Annotated in this window: 19 protein-coding genes; 6 read left to right on the top strand and 13 right to left on the bottom strand. The window is 48.1% G+C overall.

The window, feature by feature from the left end; all coding sequences use genetic code 11:
* Window positions 1-11: 11 nt before the first annotated feature.
* Window positions 12-644 (bottom strand): PilN domain-containing protein, encoded by a 633-nt coding sequence (locus tag ACO0K2_RS07135; protein ID WP_423017161.1) that lies wholly within the window; start codon window positions 642-644, stop codon window positions 12-14.
* The gene (locus ACO0K2_RS07130; RefSeq protein WP_423017159.1) at window positions 641-1,720 is read right to left on the bottom strand and encodes a pilus assembly protein PilM; all 1,080 of its coding nucleotides are present in this window, start codon (window positions 1,718-1,720) and stop codon (window positions 641-643) included. The genes ACO0K2_RS07135 and ACO0K2_RS07130 overlap by 4 nt, the downstream gene beginning before the upstream one ends.
* A 302-nt stretch (window positions 1,721-2,022) precedes the next feature.
* Here ACO0K2_RS07130 and ACO0K2_RS07125 point away from each other — a divergent pair, with 302 nt between their 5' ends.
* Complete coding sequence (locus ACO0K2_RS07125; RefSeq protein ID WP_423017157.1) at window positions 2,023-4,356, top strand: penicillin-binding protein 1A; 2,334 nt, start codon at window positions 2,023-2,025, stop codon at window positions 4,354-4,356.
* 75 nt (window positions 4,357-4,431) lie between these two features.
* Here ACO0K2_RS07125 and cyaY read toward each other — a convergent pair whose 3' ends face one another.
* A complete protein-coding gene (gene cyaY, locus ACO0K2_RS07120) occupies window positions 4,432-4,743 on the bottom strand; it encodes an iron donor protein CyaY (RefSeq protein ID WP_423017155.1) in 312 nt (103 codons plus the stop codon).
* A 64-nt stretch (window positions 4,744-4,807) separates the two neighbouring features.
* On the opposite strand from cyaY, the gene lptM reads away from it, so the two are divergent.
* Window positions 4,808-4,996, top strand: coding sequence for an LPS translocon maturation chaperone LptM (lptM, locus tag ACO0K2_RS07115; protein WP_423017153.1), 189 nt, complete (start codon window positions 4,808-4,810; stop codon window positions 4,994-4,996).
* 9 nt (window positions 4,997-5,005) lie between these two features.
* On the opposite strand, the gene ACO0K2_RS07110 is transcribed toward lptM, so the two are convergent.
* The 6 genes from ACO0K2_RS07110 to ACO0K2_RS07085 all read right to left on the bottom strand — a co-directional run bounded on the left by ACO0K2_RS07110 (window position 5,006) and on the right by ACO0K2_RS07085 (window position 11,930).
* Window positions 5,006-5,587 (bottom strand): 1-acyl-sn-glycerol-3-phosphate acyltransferase, encoded by a 582-nt coding sequence (locus tag ACO0K2_RS07110; RefSeq protein WP_423017151.1) that lies wholly within the window; start codon window positions 5,585-5,587, stop codon window positions 5,006-5,008.
* A 144-nt stretch (window positions 5,588-5,731) separates the two neighbouring features.
* On the bottom strand, window positions 5,732-6,355 hold the full coding sequence (locus tag ACO0K2_RS07105) for a sulfite oxidase heme-binding subunit YedZ (RefSeq protein WP_423017149.1): 624 nt from the start codon (window positions 6,353-6,355) through the stop codon (window positions 5,732-5,734).
* A 1-nt stretch (window position 6,356) separates the two neighbouring features.
* On the bottom strand, window positions 6,357-7,340 hold the full coding sequence (gene msrP, locus ACO0K2_RS07100; protein ID WP_423017147.1) for a protein-methionine-sulfoxide reductase catalytic subunit MsrP: 984 nt from the start codon (window positions 7,338-7,340) through the stop codon (window positions 6,357-6,359).
* 222 nt (window positions 7,341-7,562) lie between these two features.
* On the bottom strand, window positions 7,563-8,882 hold the full coding sequence (gene ccsB, locus ACO0K2_RS07095) for a c-type cytochrome biogenesis protein CcsB (protein ID WP_423017145.1): 1,320 nt from the start codon (window positions 8,880-8,882) through the stop codon (window positions 7,563-7,565).
* A 60-nt stretch (window positions 8,883-8,942) separates the two neighbouring features.
* Complete coding sequence (locus ACO0K2_RS07090) at window positions 8,943-11,099, bottom strand: cytochrome c biogenesis protein ResB (protein WP_423017143.1); 2,157 nt, start codon at window positions 11,097-11,099, stop codon at window positions 8,943-8,945.
* Window positions 11,100-11,261: 162 nt separating this feature from the next.
* Entirely contained in the window at window positions 11,262-11,930 is a 669-nt protein-coding gene (locus ACO0K2_RS07085) for a c-type cytochrome (RefSeq protein WP_423017141.1), read from the bottom strand.
* A gap of 206 nt (window positions 11,931-12,136) precedes the next feature.
* On the opposite strand from ACO0K2_RS07085, the gene yihA reads away from it, so the two are divergent.
* From yihA to sbcB, 4 genes are all read left to right on the top strand, one after another.
* Window positions 12,137-12,859 carry a ribosome biogenesis GTP-binding protein YihA/YsxC gene (gene yihA, locus ACO0K2_RS07080; protein ID WP_423017139.1) on the top strand — a complete coding sequence of 241 codons (723 nt, stop codon included), beginning with the start codon at window positions 12,137-12,139 and terminating at the stop codon, window positions 12,857-12,859.
* Window positions 12,860-13,209: 350 nt separating this feature from the next.
* Complete coding sequence (gene hemB / locus ACO0K2_RS07075) at window positions 13,210-14,223, top strand: porphobilinogen synthase (protein WP_423017137.1); 1,014 nt, start codon at window positions 13,210-13,212, stop codon at window positions 14,221-14,223.
* A gap of 270 nt (window positions 14,224-14,493) precedes the next feature.
* Window positions 14,494-15,753, top strand: coding sequence for a sterol desaturase family protein (locus ACO0K2_RS07070; RefSeq protein WP_423017135.1), 1,260 nt, complete (start codon window positions 14,494-14,496; stop codon window positions 15,751-15,753).
* An 88-nt stretch (window positions 15,754-15,841) separates the two neighbouring features.
* Complete coding sequence (gene sbcB, locus ACO0K2_RS07065) at window positions 15,842-17,272, top strand: exodeoxyribonuclease I (RefSeq protein WP_423017133.1); 1,431 nt, start codon at window positions 15,842-15,844, stop codon at window positions 17,270-17,272.
* 61 nt (window positions 17,273-17,333) lie between these two features.
* On the opposite strand, the gene ACO0K2_RS07060 is transcribed toward sbcB, so the two are convergent.
* The 4 genes from ACO0K2_RS07060 to rplQ all read right to left on the bottom strand — a co-directional run bounded on the left by ACO0K2_RS07060 (window position 17,334) and on the right by rplQ (window position 20,940).
* Window positions 17,334-17,972, bottom strand: a complete 639-nt coding sequence (locus tag ACO0K2_RS07060) for a peroxiredoxin (RefSeq protein ID WP_423017131.1) — start codon at window positions 17,970-17,972, stop codon at window positions 17,334-17,336.
* 217 nt (window positions 17,973-18,189) lie between these two features.
* Window positions 18,190-20,028, bottom strand: coding sequence for a protein-disulfide reductase DsbD (gene dsbD, locus ACO0K2_RS07055; protein WP_423017129.1), 1,839 nt, complete (start codon window positions 20,026-20,028; stop codon window positions 18,190-18,192).
* Window positions 20,025-20,348 (bottom strand): divalent-cation tolerance protein CutA, encoded by a 324-nt coding sequence (gene cutA / locus ACO0K2_RS07050; RefSeq protein ID WP_423017127.1) that lies wholly within the window; start codon window positions 20,346-20,348, stop codon window positions 20,025-20,027. Before cutA ends, dsbD begins: the two co-directional genes overlap by 4 nt.
* 199 nt (window positions 20,349-20,547) lie before the next feature.
* Window positions 20,548-20,940 carry a 50S ribosomal protein L17 gene (gene rplQ, locus ACO0K2_RS07045; RefSeq protein WP_423017125.1) on the bottom strand — a complete coding sequence of 131 codons (393 nt, stop codon included), beginning with the start codon at window positions 20,938-20,940 and terminating at the stop codon, window positions 20,548-20,550.
* Between the last annotated feature and the right edge of the window lie 88 nt (window positions 20,941-21,028).

Here is a 21,028-nt window from a genome sequence, read left to right as displayed (position 1 = left end):
ATTCATTGAACTTATTGACCTGGGGCGGGCCGATTTTTTTCGGCGTCGCCAGTCGCTGCAGCGCCTGATGCCGCCTCGTCTTTTTCACGAGGGCGCTTAATTGCGACATTGATGGTGAATTCGTAGACTTTTTTAGCGTCACGACCCTGGCCAATCCCTGCCGAATGAATATCAACCAATTCTGGCTTATACATCCACTCAGATTTACCACTTAAATTACGTATGTAGTCAGCAACGCGCTCTTGCGATTGTGCATAGCCAACCACGGTGACTTTCTGGACTTCTTGTTTCAATGACTGAAGATAAACGCCCTCAGGTGTGAATTTCACGAGTTCACTCAACAAAAAGACAGGTTGATTACGGTCACCCTGCAAATCCTCTACCGCTTGCTGACGCGCTTTCAGCGCATCAATTTCTTGCCGCAAATCAACAATTTCTTTGATTTTATCGTCCAATTTTGCGTTTTCTTTTTTGATGAAATTAACGCGATCAGACTGAATAGATATCTGATTTGAGTTATATGCACCGACAACAATCGCAATCAACGCTCCGATAATGGCGGAGAGTAACAATAACGAGTAAAAGTCTTTGATTTGCTGCTTACGCTTTTCTTCGCGGTGAGGAAGAAGATTGATTTTTATCATTCGTCAAATCTCCGCAAGGCCAGACCGCAGGCAATGGCATAGGCTGGCGCATCATTGCGTAAAGCTCTCTCATTGACACCTGTTGCAAGTTCCATACCCTTAAATGGGCTAACAACCGCTGTAGAAATCTTCGTTCGCTCTGCGACAATATCCACTAATCCAGTCACAACAGCGCAACCCCCTGTTAAAAATATCTGATCGACACGTGTGTACGGTGTCGACGTAAAAAAGAACTGGATAGCGCGCGTGACTTCCAGCGCAGCATTTTCCAGAAATGGCTCCAACAGCTCCATTTCATAGCTATCCGGTAAATCACCGGATTTCTTTTTAATTTCAGCCTCTTCCTGAGACAGTCCATAATTACGCACAATATCCTGCGTCAATTGACTGCCGCCAAATTGCTGCTCACGTTCATAAACAACTTCGCCATTGAGCAAAATATAAATGTAAGTACGTTTGGTTCCAATTTGGAACACAGCGAAAATCTGGTCGCGCCCTTCGTTCGGTTGCTTCTCAATCAGGCGCAACATTGCGGCGCGCGCGGCATAAGACTCAACGTCCATGACTTTTGCCTGCAAACCTGCCGCCTGTGCAACCGCGACTCTGTCTTCAATTTTTTCTTTACGCGAAGCAGCCAGCATGACTTCCACATCTTCAGGATTGGATGCAGGCCCGATTACACAAAAATCCAGACTTACCTCATCCATCGAAAACGGAATATATTGACTCGCTTCCGATTCAACCTGTACTTCCAGCGCCTGATCACTTAAGGCAGACGACAATAAAATCTTCTTTGTAATGACTGCCGCCGCTGGCATTGCCAAAGCGACGTTTTTAGAACCGGCATTACTTTTCTTTAACAATTTACGGATCGCATCAGAAACTTGTTCAATATTTTCGATGTTACCGTCCTGAATTGCCCCTTTTGGCAATGGCTCAGACGCATATCGCTCAAGACGATATGTCTTATTGCTGCCCTCAGACAATTCGACAAGCTTAATATCGAACGAACTGATATCCAGCCCAATGAGAGGCGGATTTTTTCTGCCAAGTAGCGAAGCAAGATCTAAAGCCAAGAATATCCCCTGATAATCACAATCGTATGCAAATTTTACAAATTGAAACAAAGCAAGCCGGCAAACCGGATTTGTACAATAAATATCGAAAAACTCTTTAAAAACCGCTATTTAGAAGACAATAATCCATGGTTACGTTAAATCGTAGCAATATAGCACCCAATGGTAAAGGACTTTCCTAGGAGCAGCTTAGTTATGCGTTGCCAAATTTCCACTTAGAACATAAATTAGTTGCGAATAGTACTTGCCAAACGCACTTTGAGAAGTATGCAGTGAGACAAACGCTATAATGCAGGCTGCGAATGTCACCATATGAACTCATGTCAGATAAAGAAATTTCCGCTACGCAAGATAGTCCGCAAAAGTCCAGCACACCGCGCAGTATTGGGAAGCGCATCCTCATTGGCACCCTTAGTATCGTCGTCGGCTGCGGTATAGCAGTCGCTCTCATCATTGTCTTTGCCTTGACATTGGCCTATCCCAATTTGCCTGAGCTCGATTCCATTACGAGCTACAAACCCAAAATGCCATTACGGATTTTTTCGGCAGACAACGTTCTGATTGGCGAGTTTGGCGAAGAACGACGTAACGTCGTGCGTTTTGACCAAATTCCGGACATCATGAAAAAGGCGGTATTGGCGATCGAAGATGATCGTTTTTACGAGCATGGTGGCGTTGACTATCTTGGGATCACTCGTGCGGCACTCCATAATCTGTCTGGTGGCGCCAAACAAGGCGCATCGACGATTACCCAGCAGGTCGCACGTAACTTCTTTCTTTCGAGCGAACAAACGTTCAAACGCAAGATTTATGAAATTCTTCTGGCATGGAAAATCGAACAAAATCTGACCAAAGATCAGATTTTGGAGGTATACATGAACCAAATTTATCTTGGCCAGCGTGCCTATGGTTTTGCCTCTGCTGCGCAAATTTATTTTGGCAAAGACATCAAAGATCTCACGATTGCTGAGGCAGCCATGCTGGCGGGCTTACCCAAAGCCCCTTCTGCTTACAATCCCGTCGCCAATCCTCAACGTGCTGCCGTACGTCAACAATACATCTTGTTACGTATGCATGACCTGAAATACATCAGTGATGCCCAATACGCGCAAGCAAAGGCAGAAGTCATCACCACCAAAACGGATAGTAGTGAGTTTGGCATTCATGCTGAATATGTTGCTGAAATGGCGCGTCAGTTGGCCTATGAGCAGTTTAAAGAAGACACCTATACACGTGGTCTGAATGTCTACACCACCATAACAAAGGCAGACCAAGATGCGGCATACCTGTCGCTACGTAGAGGGGTGATGGATTACGAAAAGCGCCACGGTTATCGTGGACCTGAAGCGATCATCACCATCCCAGATGGGAAAGAAGCGGCGGACGACGCCATTGAGAAAGCACTCGCTGAGCATAGTAACAGCGATGATCTGCAAGTGGCGATGGTCTTGGAAGCGTCACCCAAATTGGTGAAGGCCGTGCTGGCAGATGGCGAAGACATCTCCATCGACGAAGCAGGCCTGAGTTTTGCGGCGAGTGGCTTGACAACAAAAGTACCGGCGAACAAACGTATCCAACGTGGTGCCGTGATTCGCGTAATGCAAGAAGGTAAAAATTGGGTGATCACGCAAATGCCCGAGGTTCAGTCTGCTTTTATCGCGACGGATACGAATGATGGCGCGATTAAAGCATTGGTTGGTGGATTTGATTACAACCTCAATAAGTTTAACCACGTCACGCAAGCATGGCGGCAGCCAGGATCAAGCTTTAAGCCATTCATTTATTCTGCCTCGCTTGAAAAAGGCTTATCGCCAGCAACGATCATTGACGATGCTCCCATTAGTTTTGATGCTGGGCAGACAGGTGGTCAAGCGTGGGAGCCAAAGAACTATGATGGTAAATACGAAGGTCCGATGACCATGCGTAAAGGTCTAACGAAATCAAAAAACATGATTTCGATCCGGATTTTGCACAGAATTGGCGCTAAATATGGGCAGGAATACACGACTCGCTTTGGTTTCAGTCCAGAAAAAAATCCGCCTTATCTGACCCTTGCACTGGGTGCGGGTGCAGTCACTCCATTGCAGATGGCGGGTGCCTATTCGGTTTTTGCCAATGGCGGTTACAAAATCAATCCTTACCTGATTAAAAAAATCACCGACAACAACGGTCAAGTGTTGGTGCAGGCAAAACCAGATCTGGCAGGCGACGAGGCAAACCGTGTCATTGACGAACGCAATGCTTTCCTTATCGATAGTATGCTTAAGGACGTGGTTCGCTATGGTACGGCAGCAAAAGCGATGGTATTAAAACGGACCGACCTTGCGGGTAAAACGGGTACCACAAACGATTCGTTTGACGCATGGTTTGCTGGCTACCAATCCAAATTGGTCGGCATTGCATGGATCGGGTTTGACCAACCACGCAATTTGGGTAACCGTGAAACGGGGGGTGGTCTGGCATTGCCCATCTGGATCGGTTATATGCAAAAAGCACTCAAAGATTTACCGATGGAAGAACGCCCCGTTCCCAACGGCATTATCTCGGCGAATGGTGATTTCTACTACGCAGAAAATCCGCCGGGTAGCGCAATTCAAGATCTGAACACGCCTGCGGCGACCGAAGAAACCAATTAAACAAAAAAGGCAATCAACGTCCATTGATTGCCTTTTTTTGGTCATCCGCTACATCGCATGTAGCGGCGTAAACGCTTATTGCCCCTGTTCTTTACTCAGCTTGTCTAACGTCGCAAACAGTTCCGAGCCATCTCGGGTATTAAGCCAGTGTTGGCCATCATATTTGTAATGAAACCCACCACTGCGCGCTGCAAGCCACATCTCTTGCATCGGCGCTTGGCTATTCACGATCATTTTTGAACCATTGTTGACGAATTCAATGGTCAGGACATTACCGCTCCTACTGCATTCGACATCGAGCTCGTCATTGTCGAACGCTTTTTCAAACATTTCTTCTACCTGAGTCAGGCAAGTTTCTGCGAGGATCAGGAATTCGGATTCAGTCATGTTACACTCCCTTGCATTGATTCACACTTAAAACGCCATTCTATACGGTGTTAGACAATTCACGATGCGAACCCCTATTTCTTCTCTGGTATTCAGCTTATTCTTCGTCGCCACGCTGAGCGCGTGTGGTGCACGCGGCCCGCTGTACATGCCTGCCAAGTCAATGACCAATGAGTTGCCCGTCGCCAAACCGATAACACCGACAGGAACGCCTACACCAACGAATACGCCACCAAAGGGCGAAGCGCAATAAGTGCCAGAATTACTCGTCTCGGAATTGTATAGGTCCCGCTAGTTCGGGACGGCATCCCTGAACGCCCGCATACACTTTCCGGATTTGTTGTAAATCGGCGTTGACGTCACCGGACAGCGTCAGATAGTCGACCAGACTCACTTCTTTGCGTGCAAAATCAAAATATGCACAACCCAGCGGCACCTTCGATGCCAGTGCGATATGATAAAAACCACTGCGCCAATAAGGTCGCAGACTACGAGTTCCTTCGGGAGCGATCGCCATCCAGTACCAAGTGGATTGGTTGATTTTTTCTGCCAACCGGGAAATAGCACCTGTCGATACGCCGCGTTCAACAGGTTCACCACCCAGTGCCCGCACGACACGCCCGATCGTTGCGCCCGTAATGCCTTCAAATAAGCTCGATTTGGCAATAAAGTGAAACGGCGCCCCTATCGCGAGTTTTGCGAGGACACCGATCATAAAATCCCAGTTGGAGGTATGGGGATAAACGATGATGACACCTAAAGGTCCAGGTAACGGACGAAAATTCACTTTCCATCCAATCATCTTCAACACCCATAGCGCACAGCGCTGGGTGAGAGTCTCCATTTGATTTTGTTGTAATTGGTCAGTCGTCATAGATGAACAGCAGCGTGTGCTGAATAAAATGAGAGCTGAACATTATGCCGCGTTACATTGTTACAGGCAAAAGCAGTGCAGCATTTCTGTGCACTGCCCCCTGTTTGCCGAGGTTTAGGCGCTCACTTGATGACGAGACGTCGCCGACCAATGCCACCACACCCGCGCCAGCAACAGTGTTGTGACGAGTGCGGCAAACACTAATGGCTGAGTCAAGTCGTGCTTTCCTGATTTCATCCAGTAATAATGCAATACCCCAATCGGGGCGATGACATACACCAGTTTGTGAAGCAACTGCCAACGTTTTCCGCCGAGACGCTTGATCATGCCATTCGTACTCGTCAGTGCCAACGGCACCAGTGCCACGAACGCAATAAAGCCAACGGTAATAAATGGACGCTTAAGCACGTCTTTCCACATTTCCTGCACGTCAAAGAAATGGTCAAACCACAAGAAGGTCAGGAAATGCAGTGTCGCGTAAAAAAAACCGTACAGACCCAGCATGCGCCGCATCTTGAGTAACCACGGCGCACTCAACAGCCGACGAACCGGCGTCACAGCCAACGCGATACACAAAAAGTACAACGTCCAGTCCCCGGTATTACGAGTAATAAACTCGACTGGATTAGCGCCCAGCTTATCGAGAAACGTGAAAGCAATGAGGCGAATAAAGGGCAGCAGCGCCAGCACAAAGATGACACCCTTGAGCCACGAAACTTGTTTTTGTGTCAGTGCCATATTAATAAAACTTCTTCAAATCCATGCCGGTGTACAAGGAAGCAACTTCGTTGTAACCGTTAAACATCAACGTCTTGCGTTTGCGCGCAAACAAACCATCTTCGCCAATACGACGCTCTGTTGCCTGCGACCAACGTGGATGATCAACATCAGGGTTCACATTCGAATAAAAACCATATTCGTGCGGTGCGATGGAATTCCACGCTGTGCGCGGCTGGTCTTTCACAAAACGGATCTTGACGATCGACTTCGCTGATTTGAACCCGTATTTCCAAGGCAAAGCGATACGCACAGGCGCGCCATTCTGGTTCGGCAATACCTCGCCATACATACCAAACGTCAGCAAGGCCAAAGGATGATTAGCTTCATCGAGACGCAATCCCTCAACATACGGCCACTCTAAGACAGGGCTACGCAAACCAGGCATTTGCTTCTTATCGTCAAGGGTAATGAACTCAACGTAGCGTGCATTGCTGGTCGGCTCGACTTTTTTGATGAGGTTCGATAAAGAATAACCAATCCATGGAATGACCATCGACCAGCCTTCAACACATCGCATACGATAGATACGTTCTTCTAACGGTGCTAATTTGATCAGGCTATCAATATCAATCGTCATTGGCTTTTTGACTTCTCCTTCGATAGACACCGTCCATGGACGCGTTCTCAGACTACCGGATGTCTGGGCAGGCTCAGACTTATCGGTACCGAATTCATAAAAGTTGTTATACGTCGTGGCATCTTTGTAGGGTGTTCTTTTCTCTGTCAGCAATGCATAGGCTGGATTGGCAGCCGCGGCCAGTTTTTGCGCGCCAGGGGTTTGCGCAAAGGCCTCGCGGTTAGCCATTTCGTACAAAGCGGTGCCAGCGATGGAGCCCACGGCCAATTGTCGGATGAAGTCACGACGCGACTCAAAAACAGCCCGTGGTGTAATTTCTGAAGAAAGCGGCAGATCAATGCCGTCAGGACGAATTTTAATCAGCATGGTGGACTCCGAAGTTGAGATACTTGGCAAAACATTGGTCGATCAGACCGCCGTTTCGTCGCTTAGTTTCTCATGAGTCGCAGAATTCTGCTGAACCTTACATTGTTTCGAAAAATTCAAGATGGCATGCCCCGTCTCTTATCGGGTCAAGCAGACAAAAACAAAAGCCACCGAGAAAGGCTATTTCTCAGTGGCTTGATGATCGCATCGTTGTTGCGATGATTAGAGGGTGCCGTAAGAATGCAAACCAGACAAGAACATATTGACGCCCAAAAAGGCAAAAGTCGTTACTAACAAGCCGACCAAGGCCCACCAAGCCGCGGCTTGACCACGCAGACCTTTCATCAAACGCATATGTAACCACGCCGCATAGTTTAACCAGACAATCAGCGCCCACGTTTCTTTCGGATCCCAGGACCAGTACCCACCCCATGCTTCCGCGGCCCACAGCGCGCCAAGAATCGTTGCGATGGTGAAGAAAGCAAAACCGACAGCGATGGCTTTGTACATCACATCTTCCAACAATTCCGAGTCCGGAAGCCTGTCAATGATTCGATTCCGAATGAGCGTTGCCCCACCAAACATCGCAACCAAGGGAATAACAAACTTTGTCGCAGAAAGAAGTGCTGCGTTAACCGCCGGTGATACGTTAAGTATGAATGCCAGGAACCATCCGAGCGCAACCAAAGCGAGAGGCACGATGACCAACACAATCCACAACACTCTCACTTTTTCGTATTTGAGCAAATACGCCCAAGCCACCATTGATGCCAAAGAAAATGTCCCATACCCAATAAAGTTCGCGGGGACGTGAATTTTCATCCACCAGCTCTGTAATGCGGGAACCAATGGTTGGATATCAGCGGCATCCCGGCTCACGGTGTACCAGAGCAAAAATCCGACAGCAGCAGAGATCACAAGTAGTACGAACGGACCCAATTGCAGGGTCGCGTATTGTTGTTCGTAATACAAATAAAACAACGCCGTGATCATCGAGAACAGGATGAAGACTTCGTACAAATTAGAGACCGGAATATGTCCGACGTCGATACCGACGAGATAAGACTCGTACCAGCGGACAAGCATGCCAGTCAATCCCAACACGACCGCCGCCCAGCAAAGAATTGAGCCGACTGAGGAGCCAAAGTTGGAGCGAGCGATCAGACCACCCCAGTAAAAAAGTGTCGACAAAAAGAATAACGTTCCCATCCACAAAATGGCGGATTGGCTGGAGAGCAAATATTTCAGAAAAAATTTCTGATTTGCCATCTCGAGGGACCCACCATACAGATGGATCGCAAATAAACTAAGGACCGCCAACACTGGAATCAACAGACGGACTGGTTTCCAATGCCACCCCAACCATGCAAAAGTCGGGGCCGCCATCAGTAATACGCCCTTTTCATAGGGATCCATGAAGTGACCAAAACGGCTTAACGCAAACAAGGAGGCCATGCAGAGCACTACTGCATAGAGCCAGTCGAGTACCGTCAGCCGCTTAAAGAAGCCCTGATACGGTGTGTAGTTCTGTGTCATTTCCATTTTATTTCCTCAAACAATCGCTGCCGATTGTCAGTGTAAGCGATTTGTCGGCACATCATCTCAGGCTTTCCCGTGATGAATAATTTGCCCTAATTGCAATCTTAATTGCTCGAACTCTTTCTCAAAATCCAATGTTTTGCGTTGCGAGCTCAATGCCATGAGTATAGTCGTTTTATCACCATCGTCCTTGAGCCAGATCCATAAGCGACGCTCGCGGATGTAAAACATCGAGAAAACACCCAACACCAGCAACAAACAACCAAAATACACGACTTTTTTGCCTGGTGATCGGGTCACCTGCAAGACTGACGCTTTGATCTCTTCAAAGCCTTTCAGTTGCAAATACACCGGCGCACCGTAAAAGTAGGCATCCGACATCGCACCTGTGGCCAGTTGCAAGAAACGCGCATGTTTTTCGTCCAACTGCAATTCCGGCAACCCATCTTGAACGCGTGCCAACTGCCACAAATCCCACATACTGCCGTTTAATATTTTCATGAAGACATCGGCTGCCTTGCCCTGATCAGCTGGCGGAATTTGCTCCAGAAAATGGGAAATGGCCACAAATCCCGCTTGCTTACTGTCCCCAGCAAAGATTGCAAGACTCTTCTTGGCAGACTCAGTTAATTGCGCCTGCAACTGCTTAGCGTTCGGTACTGTCGCAGACATGGCGCGGGCGGCATACCGCTGTGCCGCTTGCTCTCTGAGCGTCGGATTGTTCATCGCGGCGCGCAAGCGCATCCACTCGTTGATGCTGTCATGATCATCTGCCGGAATGCGCAAATACCGGAAGGCTTCTGCCGGCGAATCGCGTGTTCCCGCCAAAAACATGTAATCCCCATCAATCAACACCGATTGCATGTAGTTGTTGAATTCCCGTGCCTGACCAGTCTTGTCGCGCAGTTTGTATTGGACGCTCGGCCCGACGTTTTTGAGATCTTTGTTATTCGCGTTTTTACCAGCAGATCCTAGATGTTTATTGAGGTCAGTGGTGAATTGCTCGTTAAAGGTTTTCTTCGCGTCGGCAGCACGCACATCCGCGCCATTACGAGACATATTTTCAACGTTAAATGGTCGAAATCCTGACCACTCAATCGTCATATCATTCCCGGGCTGACCAGATAAACTTCCTTTTAAGGGTGTTGAGCTGCCGACCTCACCCGCGAGTTCAAACGGCTTCTCTTGCTCGCCAGTCATCGGAAAGGCAGCGAGTTTCAAGCGACTTCCACCATCCTCAAAGCTCGATTGGTAGACGGCAACGCCTTTATAAATCAGGGGTTCATTGACTTTGATGGTCGAGGAAAACGACTTCCCCGTGTCGTGATCAATAATTTCAACATCACTGGCAAACAACTTTGGCATTCCCGTTGTGTAAAAATCAATGGTGAATTTTTTAAGACGAATTGTAAACGGCAGATCCTGAATAAATACGCCTGTTTGCTGCGGAATAATCGCGGTATCACTACTCGCACCTTCGGGAATCATTGTATTGCCACGAAACGTCGGATTAGCGAGTGACAGTCGGTGTTTTTCTGGGATTTTCGCAATAATGCCATTACCATCAAACGGTACTTTACCCATGAACCATTGTTGAAAGTGAATGGGCATTTCGGAATCGAGCATGCCACCAATACAAATAATCACAATGGCACTGTGAGCAAAGATATAGCCCCATTTATTCGCCGCACCTTGCTTCGCAGTCACCAGCGTAGCGCCCTCTTTATCAATTACTTTAAAACGATAACCGACACGGGCAAGATGGGAGGTCAATCCTTGCATCAGGTGAATGCGTCCTCCTGCTGCTTGCCATTCTGCTTTATGGTGGAAATTACGCAGCGATTGCTCGCGAACATTTTCACGCCAACTACGCATATCCTTGAGCATTTTCGGGGCGTTTCTAATCAAACAAAGGCTGGTCGAGAGAACCAAAAACCCCATGATTGTCAAAAACCACCACGCCGAATACACGGAATACAAACTAAAGGCTTTGAATACCTCAAACCAAAATGGGCCAAACTGATTGATGTAATTAGGCATCGGCTCATTTTGTTTCATGACCGTGCCAATCACAGAGGCGATCGCAATCAAGGAAAGTAAGCTGATCGCAAAACGCATCGATGAGAGTAATTCGATCGCATCTGCCAGCCAGGCGTTGCGGGTGTTGATGTGTATGCCGCCGGTAGAAGTCGCCAGCTCGGCATCGATCTTGTTTTCCATACTGCTCCGAGAATTACCTGAAAAAAAGGGGATGGCTTGTCGCCACCCCCTCCGTATTACGTGTCAAGACATCGTGGAACGCTTCTACTTCGCCAATCGTCACAGCTGTGGCAGCTGTTGGTTTCGGGCTGATGTCGAAGCGCTGTCCAGATCGATAAAACTTTATTTTAAGCCAGCAACGTAGTCTGCGACGGCTTTCATTTCGTCGTCAGACATCTTTTTGCCGATAGAAACCATCTGGGCACTGTTCTTACGTGCGCCCGTACGGAAGTTGGTCAACTGAGCAATGGTATAATCTTGATGTTGTCCTGCAATGCGTGGGAATTGCGCTGGGATACCAGCACCGCTTGGACCATGGCAGCCTGCGCAAGCAGGTACGTTTTTCTCAGCGATACCACCGCGGTAGATTTGCTTACCGAGCTCGACGATGTCTTTGTTTTTCGCTGCACCTGGTGCCGGTTTTTGCAATGACAAGTAGGCCGCCAGGTTGCTCATATCCTCAGGTGTCATGGCTTTCGCGAACGTTGTCATGACGGGGTTATTGCGATCAGGACCAGTAAAGTCGTGGAGCTGTTTATTGATGTAGGCTGCGTGCTGGGCAGACAATTTCGGATTGACCGTAATTGTTGAGTTGCCGTGCTCACCGTGGCAAGAGACGCAAGCGACGATTCCGCGCGCAGCATCACCGTTTGTGAACAAGGCTTCGCCTTTGGCTGGATCAGCTTTTGCTGTTTTGGCGCCTTCGCTAGCATAGGCGACGGAAGCAATAGAAGACATGGCCAAAACGGCAATGCTAATGGATTTCAAAACTGGTAAGAAAGCACGGTTCATTCATACACCCTGAGACTAGATAATAGAAATCGGCCCTGACGGCGACACGTAGCTACTAATGTGGCTTGATGTAACTCAAACCGGTATTGATATCCAGAGTAGAACTGGACTTGTTTACTTATGCCCATATCTAACCCCTTATTGTACAATAGCTTTTAAGCGTTTTTACCGCTGACTGTTGCATTTTTCAATCTTTCCTTTCCTCTATGTCTATCCTTTGGCAAGCCCGCTTTTTTACGACGGTAAATCATTTACGTGATCTACCTCGTACCCACGTACCGGAAATCGCATTCGCCGGCCGATCTAACGCTGGCAAATCGACTGCCATTAATACACTATGTAATCAAAAGAAACTTTGTTTTGCATCAAAGACTCCCGGTCGAACACAGCACATTAACTATTTTTCCATCGGCGGTGCGCATGTTGGTCAGCATCGAAAGGATGAAACGCGCGTCGACGAGATCCGCGCCCTGATCGTCGATTTGCCTGGTTATGGTTACGCGGAAGTACCGGGTGCTGCTAAACAACACTGGAATCAACTGCTTGGTGCTTATGTCCAACGACGCCCGCAGCTCGCTGCCTTGGTATTGATTATGGATGCGAGACGCCCTTTTACCGACCTCGATATTCAAATGTTGGAATGGTTCGCCCCGACAGGTCGTCCGATTCACTGCATTCTGACTAAAGCAGACAAATTAAACCGCACTGAATGCACCAATGCTTTGCGCCAAGCCAAAGAAGTGTTATCTCAGTACGTAGATAATGAAGGTCCGTTGTTCCCATACAGCATACAACTGTTTTCTGCGTTAAAGCGAATTGGTATTGAAGAAGCTGATGCGACCATACAACGTCTGGTCGGTCTTGACCGGCCGCCGGAAATCATCGAGGTCGCTGACGAAGATCAGGCAAGTGACGACGTAGCAGAATGATGTAAAAAAGCCCCGACTGGTTTAAAAAAACGAATCGGGGCAATCACACCGTTAAGCATAGGGACCAACGGTGCCCGCCTAGGGAAGGGAAGCGGTAAGTCGGAGACGTTCTCAACCTATGCGTAAGAGAGTGGGATGCGCAAAAAGTTTCATCCTTGCTGAAGAAAAAAGCAGAAAAGCGCAGAATCTTTTAATATAAGGCTGCTACGTCAGCTGTTATCCGGTCCGATAAAGGAGATCACTTCGTCGGTTTGATTCGCTCAACACCTATTTGTGCACTGGAACGAACAGTATCAGTACTACTCTGAACTTGTTCTCTTCTGATTACTTATCATCATTCTTTATTCATCATGTCCCATCATAAAACCACTCAATTCCCAGGTATCCGTATGCGTCGTATGCGCAAGGATGTGTTTTCTCGTGCAATGATGCGCGAGAACATCATCACCGCTGCTGACTTGATTTATCCCGTGTTTGTCGTGGACGGCGTCAATCAATGTGAAAAAGTAGCCTCTATGCCCGGCGTTGAGCGTGTTTCTATCGATTTACTCTTGGGTGTGGCTGAAGATTGTGTCGCATTAGGCATTCCTGTGATGGCACTATTTCCTGCCATTCATCCGAGCCTGAAAACGCCGGATGGAATCGAAGCGACCAATCCGGATGGGTTAATTCCACGCGCTATCCGTGAACTGAAAAGTCGCTTCCCAGAATTAGGCATCTTGAGCGACGTCGCGCTCGACCCATATACCAGCCACGGGCAAGATGGTTTGTTAGATGCAAATGGTTATGTGCTCAATGACGAGACGACCAAAATGTTGGTGAATCAAGCCCTCACTCATGCTCGTGCCGGTGCAGACATCGTTGCACCGAGTGACATGATGGATGGTCGCGTCGGCGCAATCCGCCATGCACTCGAAGCAAACAATTTCATTCATACCCGCATCATGGCTTACTCCGCTAAATATGCCTCTGCGTTTTATGGTCCATTCCGCGACGCTGTTGGCTCAGCAGCCAACTTAGGGAAAAGCGATAAAGCCAGTTATCAAATGGATCCAGCCAACAGCGACGAAGCGTTAAGGGAAGTGGCACTGGATCTGGAGGAAGGGGCGGATATGGTCATGGTCAAACCTGGCATGCCTTATTTGGACATCGTGCGTCGTGTAAAAGATGAATTCCGCGTACCAACGTTTGCTTATCAGGTCAGTGGTGAATATGCCATGATCAAAGCCGCGGCACAGAACGGCTGGCTGGATCACAATAAAACAATGATGGAATCCATGCTCGCATTTAAACGTGCTGGTGCGGACGGCGTTTTAACGTATTTCGCACGCGATATCGCACGCTTACTCAAACATCCAGATTAAAGCCCCTCCCTAAGCACCCGCTCTGAAGGGTGCTTCAGAACATCAAAGGCAGAAACCATGACTCACAGGATGAGACCATGACGTTCTGCCTTTTTTCATTTATGGCGCGAAAAAGATATCAATAAAATCATTTTTCTATGCCATTGATGCGCGCCGTCCACAGTGATCGTATTTTTTATCATCCCGCTAAATGATATAAATATATTAGTATTGCCCTGTAACATAAAGACCGATAGCATATGTTGACTCAACATCTTTCTGGGACAGCTCATGCAAGCGACCATTATTTTATTCGCGAGTCCGGTATTCTTCGCCCTTATTGCGGTGGAGATGATTGTCGCTTGGCGCCGTCAACGTCATACCTACCGACTCAATGATGCGATCAACAGCCTCAGCCTTGGCGTGATAAGCCAGATTTCTGCAGTCTTCTTCAAGGTATTATCGATCGGCATCTACGCTTGGGTATTGAAGCATTTTGCCCTGTTGACGTTACCCTCTGATGCATGGTGGGTCTGGATAGCAGGCCTCTTCGCCTACGATTTTCTCTATTACTGGTTACATCGCATGGGACACCATGTCAATGTATTGTGGGCAGCACACGTCGTCCACCATCAAAGTGAAGACTACAACTTAACAACCGCGCTGCGCCAAACCAGTACAGGTTCGTTATTAGGGTGGATTTTCTACACTCCATTGGCAATTCTCGGGCTACCAGTGGAAGTCTTTGTCGCCATTGCTCTCATTGATTTACTTTACCAATTCTGGATTCATACGCAGCAAATCGGCAAACTTGGATGGTTTGATCGGGTGTTTGTATCTCCATCGAATCACCGAGTACATCATGCGGTGAATGACTTATATTTGGATAAAAATTTTGGTGGCATTCTTATTCTCTGGGATCGGCTCTTCGGCACCTATGCCGATGAGCTAGATGAACATCCTGTTGTGTACGGAACGCGGAAGCCGCTACAAAGTTGGAATCCATTCTGGGCAAATGTAGAGGTCTATCATGCAGTCGCCATGGACGCATTACGGACCCGTCGTTGGCGTGATAAGTTGAAAATCTGGTTCATGCCGCCAGGTTGGTTGCCGGAAGATCTTGCCAGCAAACGCCCAGCATCACCGTTTCAGTTGCATCACCCACTCTACAACCCAGCGCTCAGCACTGGCTTGTTGTGGTATTGCCTTGCGCAGTTCATAGTCACGTTAAACATCTCGACCCATTTTTTGTTCGTCGAGCCCACAGCCAGCAGCACGGCGATCATCGCCTATGCGTTATGGCTCGTCGCTGGGTTCTGGATTGTCGGCGGACTATTGGAGCAAAACAAAAAGTTTATCTTTCTCGAATCACTGCGGCTATTAGTCACGGCATGTGCTGTCGTCGTTAATCCAGTATGGTTTGGTACAGTACGATTACCGCTTTGGGGGCAAGTGGGCATTATCGGCGCATGTTTGGTCTCTTTGTTTGTTCTTGGCATACTTGTAAAAAATCGTGAGGACAGTGTGTTTAACAACACGAATAGGGGATAGAGCGCCGTATTCCCTATCAACGGAGAGGACGTTGTTGTGCAGACGCTTTAAAATAGAAGGTTGAATCCTTTATACCTCGATCTCACGCATGCACGACTACACTTTTCTGTGGCACGATTATGAAACCTTTGGTGCCGTTCCGCGCCGAGACCGTCCGGCGCAGTTTGCCGCCATACGCACAGATGCCGAACTCAATGAAATCGGCGATGAAATCATGCTGTATTGCCAGCCAGCACCTGATTTCTTGCCAGAGCCCCAAGCCTGTTTAATCACTGGCATCACACCACAGACCTGTCTTGAATTAGGCGTCCCTGAATATCAATTCGCTCAAACAATCGAAGCCGCGTTCGCGCAACCAGGTACCATCGGTGTCGGCTACAACACGATTCGCTTTGACGACGAAGTCACTCGCTTTTTGTTTTGGCGCAATTTAATCGATCCTTATGCGCGTGAATGGCAAAACAATTGTGGTCGCTGGGATATTCTGGATGTGGTGAGGACGGCATACGCGCTTCGACCAGATGGCATTACATGGCCGACAAATAGCGAAGGAAGAACCAGTTTCCGGTTAGAGCATTTAAGTGCAGCAAACGGATTGGCACATGATGCCGCTCACGATGCTTTATCAGACGTTCGCGCGACGATTGCATTTGCACGCCTGCTACGCGAAAAAAATACGCGCTTGTTTGATTTCTGCCTGGGTTTGAGAAAAAAAGACCGCGTAATGGAAGAAATCGGGTGGCCAGTGAAGCGACCATTATTGCATGTCACTGGAATGATCCCCGTGGAGCAAGGTTGTATCACCGTTGTCTGGCCATTAGCGCAGCACCCAACCAATAAAAATGAAATGATCGTCTGGGATCTTCAAGCAGATCCTCGCGAGCTGTTTTCACTGACACCAGAAGAAATCCAAGTACGCATGTTTAGCAAAGCGAGCGATCTCCCAGAAGGGCTTACTCGCTTACCAATCAAAACCATTCATATCAATAAATCACCCATCGTGATCAGCAACCTGAAAACGCTGAGTGCGGAGCGAGCAGCGCATTGGGGAATTGACATGAACCGCATCATGGCACATGCAGAAACGGCCGCACAAGCGCCTGATATGCATCACGTGTGGGAAGCGGTTTTTAATCGGCCACAGGCACCTGCAAATGATGTGGACGAGGACTTGTACAACGGTTTTATCGGCAATGGCGATCGTCGGTTATTGAATGACCTACGTCAGATGACACCAGAGCAACTAGCGCAGGCGCGGCCATCCTTCCAAGACCGACGCCTTGATGAATTAGTGTTCCGCTATCGCGCGCGAAATTTCCCCGAAACACTTAATGACGAAGAAGCGCATCAATGGGAAGAACATCGCGCCCATCGTTTGCATGAGGGGGCAGGTCATGCGCTGACCGTGGAACAATTCTTCGAAAAAATCGATCAACTCTCCGAGGAGGCGGATGAGCGTGCTGAGGAAATCTTAGGTGCCTTATACGACTACGCAGAGCATGTCACGCCAATGCGCTAACTCTGCCAATAAAAAAGCCCGACAGTCGTTCAACTGACGGGCTTTTTTTACCGCACCAACATTATTTATTGGGTTGCGGTGTAATACGCAAATAAGGCTTCGGTGCTTTATATCCTTTTGGATACTTTTGCTTAATCACTTCTTCGTCTTTGATCGACAACGGAATAATCACGTCATCACCATCGCGCCAGTTACCTGGTGTTGCAACGGTGTAACCATCCGTCAACTGTAACGCATCGATAACGCGTAAAACTTCGTCGAAATTACGACCTGTGCTGAGTGGGTAGGTAATGATCAGACGCACTTTTTTCTTTGGATCAATCACGAACAAAGAGCGCACTGTTACTGTCTCGGATTGATTTGGATGAATCATATCGAACAGCGTTGCCACTTTACGATCAGCGTCAGCAATGATCGGGAAGCCAACAACGGTCTGCTGTGTTTCTTCGATATCTTTGATCCACTGCACATGCGAGTCCGCGCCATCGACGGACAAGGCAATCGCTTTCACATTGCGCTTATCAAATTCTGGCTTCAGTTTGGCGGTCAGGCCTAACTCTGTCGTGCAGACTGGAGTGAAATCCGCTGGATGGGAAAACAATACAACCCATGAGTCACCCGCCCACTCATGAAATTTCAGGTTGCCAATCGACGAATCTTGCTCAAAATCTGGTGCGGTGTCACCTAAACGTAAAGTCATGTTTCTCTCCAAAAAAGCGTAGGGTTTGACTATAGAACTTGAATAGTCATGATTCAAGAACAGAGAAGTTGCTAGCTTATATCGGCTTGTGTATAAGAAGCGAAGTTTATACAGAAAATTACAATGCACTGTGCCGATGCACCAACAACTTCTTTACCACCCAACGTCAGGCAAGGCACGAAGAGGATCGCGCTGTTACCTTCGCTGGTTTACGACATTACTTCTTTGCTTCGTTTTTAATCAACGATTGCAAGAATTTATCTGCATCCTGGAAGCCAACCACACGTCCATCTGCGATTTCTGCGCCGGCACTATTAAAGAAAATAATGCCTGGTGGGCCAAACAAGTTAAATCGTTTCAACAACGCCTTATCATCGGCGTTATTGGCTGTCACATCGACTTGTAACAACAGCATGGTATCGAGATGTGCTTTGACCTGCGCTTGAGGGAAGGTCAGCTTTTCCATTTCTTTACAAGACACGCACCAATCCGCATAAAAATCGAGCATCGCCATCTTGCCTTTGTTCTGGGCAATGGCTGCGTCTAATTCGGCAATCGTCCGGACACGTGTAAAGGTAACTTTAGGCGCTTCGGTACCCATCAAATGCGCGAGTGGCGCATAGATATCGCGTCCACCGCTAGCGACACCCACCAGTTGGATGGTACCGAGTAACGCAAAAATAACGCCGACGGTTTTTGCAAAGAGACCAGAACGTTGGAAGAATAATTGGTAAACGCCATAACCAATGAATAAAGCCGCCCATCCCAGCATTTGCGCCCACACTGGCAAAACAGGTGAAACCATCCACAACGCCATCGCCAGCATCAGAACACCAAAGAAATGCTTGATACTCTCCATCCAAACACCAGCGCGGGGTAACAAACTACCCGCGGATAAACCTAACAGCAACAGGGGAACACCCATCCCAATCGCTATCGCAAACATCGCGGCTCCACCGACAAGGATGTCACGGGTCTGACTGATGTAGACCAACGCGCCAAGGAGAGGACCCGTCACACAAGGCCCAACGATCAAGGCAGAGACCGCGCCCATCAAAAACACGCCGAAAAGCTTTCCGAGCTTGCTGTTTCGCTGCCCCTCTGACACCTCAGTCAATTTGGTCTGAAGCGCAGCCGGCATTTGCAATTGGTACACATTAAACATCGACAGTGCAAACACCACCATCAGCAATGCGAATGCGCTCAATACCCAAGGGTTCTGCAATGTGGCAGCTAAACCTTCGCCCGCTAAGCCAGCGCCAATACCCATGCCCGTGTAGACCAACGACATGCCCAACACATAGGCGACGGATAATAGAAAGGCACGAAGGCGACTCACGCCAACACCCTCGCCAACGATGATAAAAGACAGAATTGGCACCATTGGCAATACGCATGGGGTCAGCGAAAGTCCAAGCCCCAATACAAAGAATAAGGGCAAGATGACCAATAACTTCCCACTCTTCAATGCGGCGCTGATACTGTTACTTTCGGCATCCGCTGGCTGTGCTGTCGACGACGTTGTTACACCACTTCCTTGATCCGCCGGTAAAACTCCTTGCGCTGGTGCGGCGCTATCAACCTTCCCTGAGGCAGCGCCAGATACTGGCAACTTAAAAACACTTTCCAGTGGGGGATAACATAAGCCTTGATCAGCACATCCTTGGCGAACAACTTTGAGACTAAATTCATGTTCCGCTTTGACTGGAATTCTGATCACAACCGAGTGGCGATAGGTTTCTACTTCTTTTTGAAAGGTCTCATCAAATTTGACTTTTCCTTTTGGAAGTACTGGCTCTCCCAATTGCGCATCTTCCGAAGTAAATTTCAGCCGTTCCCTATACAAGTAATAGCCATCGGCAATGGTCAAAGTTACTTCCGCCGTCCCAGGCTCGACCATTTTCGCTGCCGCCGTAAATGCGACTTCTGGATCAAGAAAATCCTCCGCGCCGGCGCGCGTGGTTAGAAATAAGCAAGCAGCGATGAGCAACACTTGCAGCATGAGGTAAAAAGGATGAGTGATGCGCATCACGGTGGAATTACGAGGCAGTTTCATTGACGTCCTGTTTGTTCATGAACCCATTGCAGATAAGCAGGAAGGCCTTCGACAATGGGCATTGCGATTATTTCTGGTACTTCATAGGAATGATTTTCGACAATACAAGCTTGGAGTTCTGGATAACGATGATTTGTCGTCTTTATTTGCAACAAGACCTCGGTCGCCACTTCTTGCTTTTCATTCCATGTGTATAAAGACATAACTTCAGGCATAACGTTCACACACGCCGCTAACTTTTTTTCAAGCAGCGTCTGCGCAAGTGACAGTGCTGTCGTTTTGTCGGGACAACTCGTGATTACTAACAGTACTTGGTCCATGATTTCTTTCATTGTCCTCTATTGTATCAAGAGCAGCAAAAGCTTGAACGGATTGCACGATTGTACGAATGTACGATTACACATCAAACGATCAATATCGTTCAATGTCGGTATTTATGAGGTCAAAAAAAAACCGCACAGACTAGCTGGGCGGCTTTTTTCAATTCTACGGAACAGATAAAACGCGTTCCGTGGACAATTATACTTCTGGTGTTTCAGCTGCGTCGGAAACTTCTGGACGATCCAGCAGTTCAACGTAAGCCATAGGAGCATTGTCACCAACGCGGAAACCCATTTTCAGGATACGCAGGTAACCGCCGTTACGATTTGCGTAACGTGGGCCCAATTCAGCAAACAACTTAACAACCATTTCGCGATCACGCAGACGGGAGAAAGCCAAACGCTTGTTTGCCAATGTGTCTGTTTTACCCAAAGTCAGAATCGGCTCGATAACGCGGCGCAGTTCTTTTGCTTTTGGCAGAGTTGTTTTGATTGCTTCGTGACGCAACAGGGAAACTGTCATGTTGCGCAACATTGCTAAACGGTGGGAAGAGGTACGATTCAGCTTACGTAAGCCGTGACGATGACGCATGGTAATTCCTTTCAAGTTTTAAAAAAGCCAGCTCTTCTATCGCTAATCATTGCTCACCAATGAACTCAATTAGCGCGGGCCGGTCGGT

Origin of the sequence: Undibacterium sp. MH2W (assembly GCF_049340215.1) — a bacterium.
Lineage (GTDB): Bacteria > Pseudomonadota > Gammaproteobacteria > Burkholderiales > Burkholderiaceae_D > Undibacterium.
Note: the sequence above shows the minus strand (reverse complement) of the source record. Positions and strands in the feature narration are given on the sequence as shown.

Coding starts and splice junctions, on each gene's coding strand:
- ACO0K2_RS07090 (WP_423017143.1), bottom strand. CDS start 11,099: ATGGAAAACAAGATCGATGCCGAGCTGGCGACTTCTACCGGCGGCATA.
- hemB (WP_423017137.1), top strand. CDS start 13,210: ATGTCCCATCATAAAACCACTCAATTCCCAGGTATCCGTATGCGTCGT.
- ACO0K2_RS07060 (WP_423017131.1), bottom strand. CDS start 17,972: ATGACTTTACGTTTAGGTGACACCGCACCAGATTTTGAGCAAGATTCG.
- ACO0K2_RS07070 (WP_423017135.1), top strand. CDS start 14,494: ATGCAAGCGACCATTATTTTATTCGCGAGTCCGGTATTCTTCGCCCTT.
- yihA (WP_423017139.1), top strand. CDS start 12,137: ATGTCTATCCTTTGGCAAGCCCGCTTTTTTACGACGGTAAATCATTTA.
- ACO0K2_RS07085 (WP_423017141.1), bottom strand. CDS start 11,930: ATGAACCGTGCTTTCTTACCAGTTTTGAAATCCATTAGCATTGCCGTT.
- cyaY (WP_423017155.1), bottom strand. CDS start 4,743: ATGACTGAATCCGAATTCCTGATCCTCGCAGAAACTTGCCTGACTCAG.
- ACO0K2_RS07110 (WP_423017151.1), bottom strand. CDS start 5,587: ATGGAGACTCTCACCCAGCGCTGTGCGCTATGGGTGTTGAAGATGATT.
- ccsB (WP_423017145.1), bottom strand. CDS start 8,882: ATGGAAATGACACAGAACTACACACCGTATCAGGGCTTCTTTAAGCGG.
- dsbD (WP_423017129.1), bottom strand. CDS start 20,028: ATGAAACTGCCTCGTAATTCCACCGTGATGCGCATCACTCATCCTTTT.
- ACO0K2_RS07135 (WP_423017161.1), bottom strand. CDS start 644: ATGATAAAAATCAATCTTCTTCCTCACCGCGAAGAAAAGCGTAAGCAG.
- sbcB (WP_423017133.1), top strand. CDS start 15,842: ATGCACGACTACACTTTTCTGTGGCACGATTATGAAACCTTTGGTGCC.
- lptM (WP_423017153.1), top strand. CDS start 4,808: ATGCGAACCCCTATTTCTTCTCTGGTATTCAGCTTATTCTTCGTCGCC.
- rplQ (WP_423017125.1), bottom strand. CDS start 20,940: ATGCGTCATCGTCACGGCTTACGTAAGCTGAATCGTACCTCTTCCCAC.
- ACO0K2_RS07125 (WP_423017157.1), top strand. CDS start 2,023: ATGTCACCATATGAACTCATGTCAGATAAAGAAATTTCCGCTACGCAA.
- cutA (WP_423017127.1), bottom strand. CDS start 20,348: ATGGACCAAGTACTGTTAGTAATCACGAGTTGTCCCGACAAAACGACA.
- ACO0K2_RS07105 (WP_423017149.1), bottom strand. CDS start 6,355: ATGGCACTGACACAAAAACAAGTTTCGTGGCTCAAGGGTGTCATCTTT.
- msrP (WP_423017147.1), bottom strand. CDS start 7,340: ATGCTGATTAAAATTCGTCCTGACGGCATTGATCTGCCGCTTTCTTCA.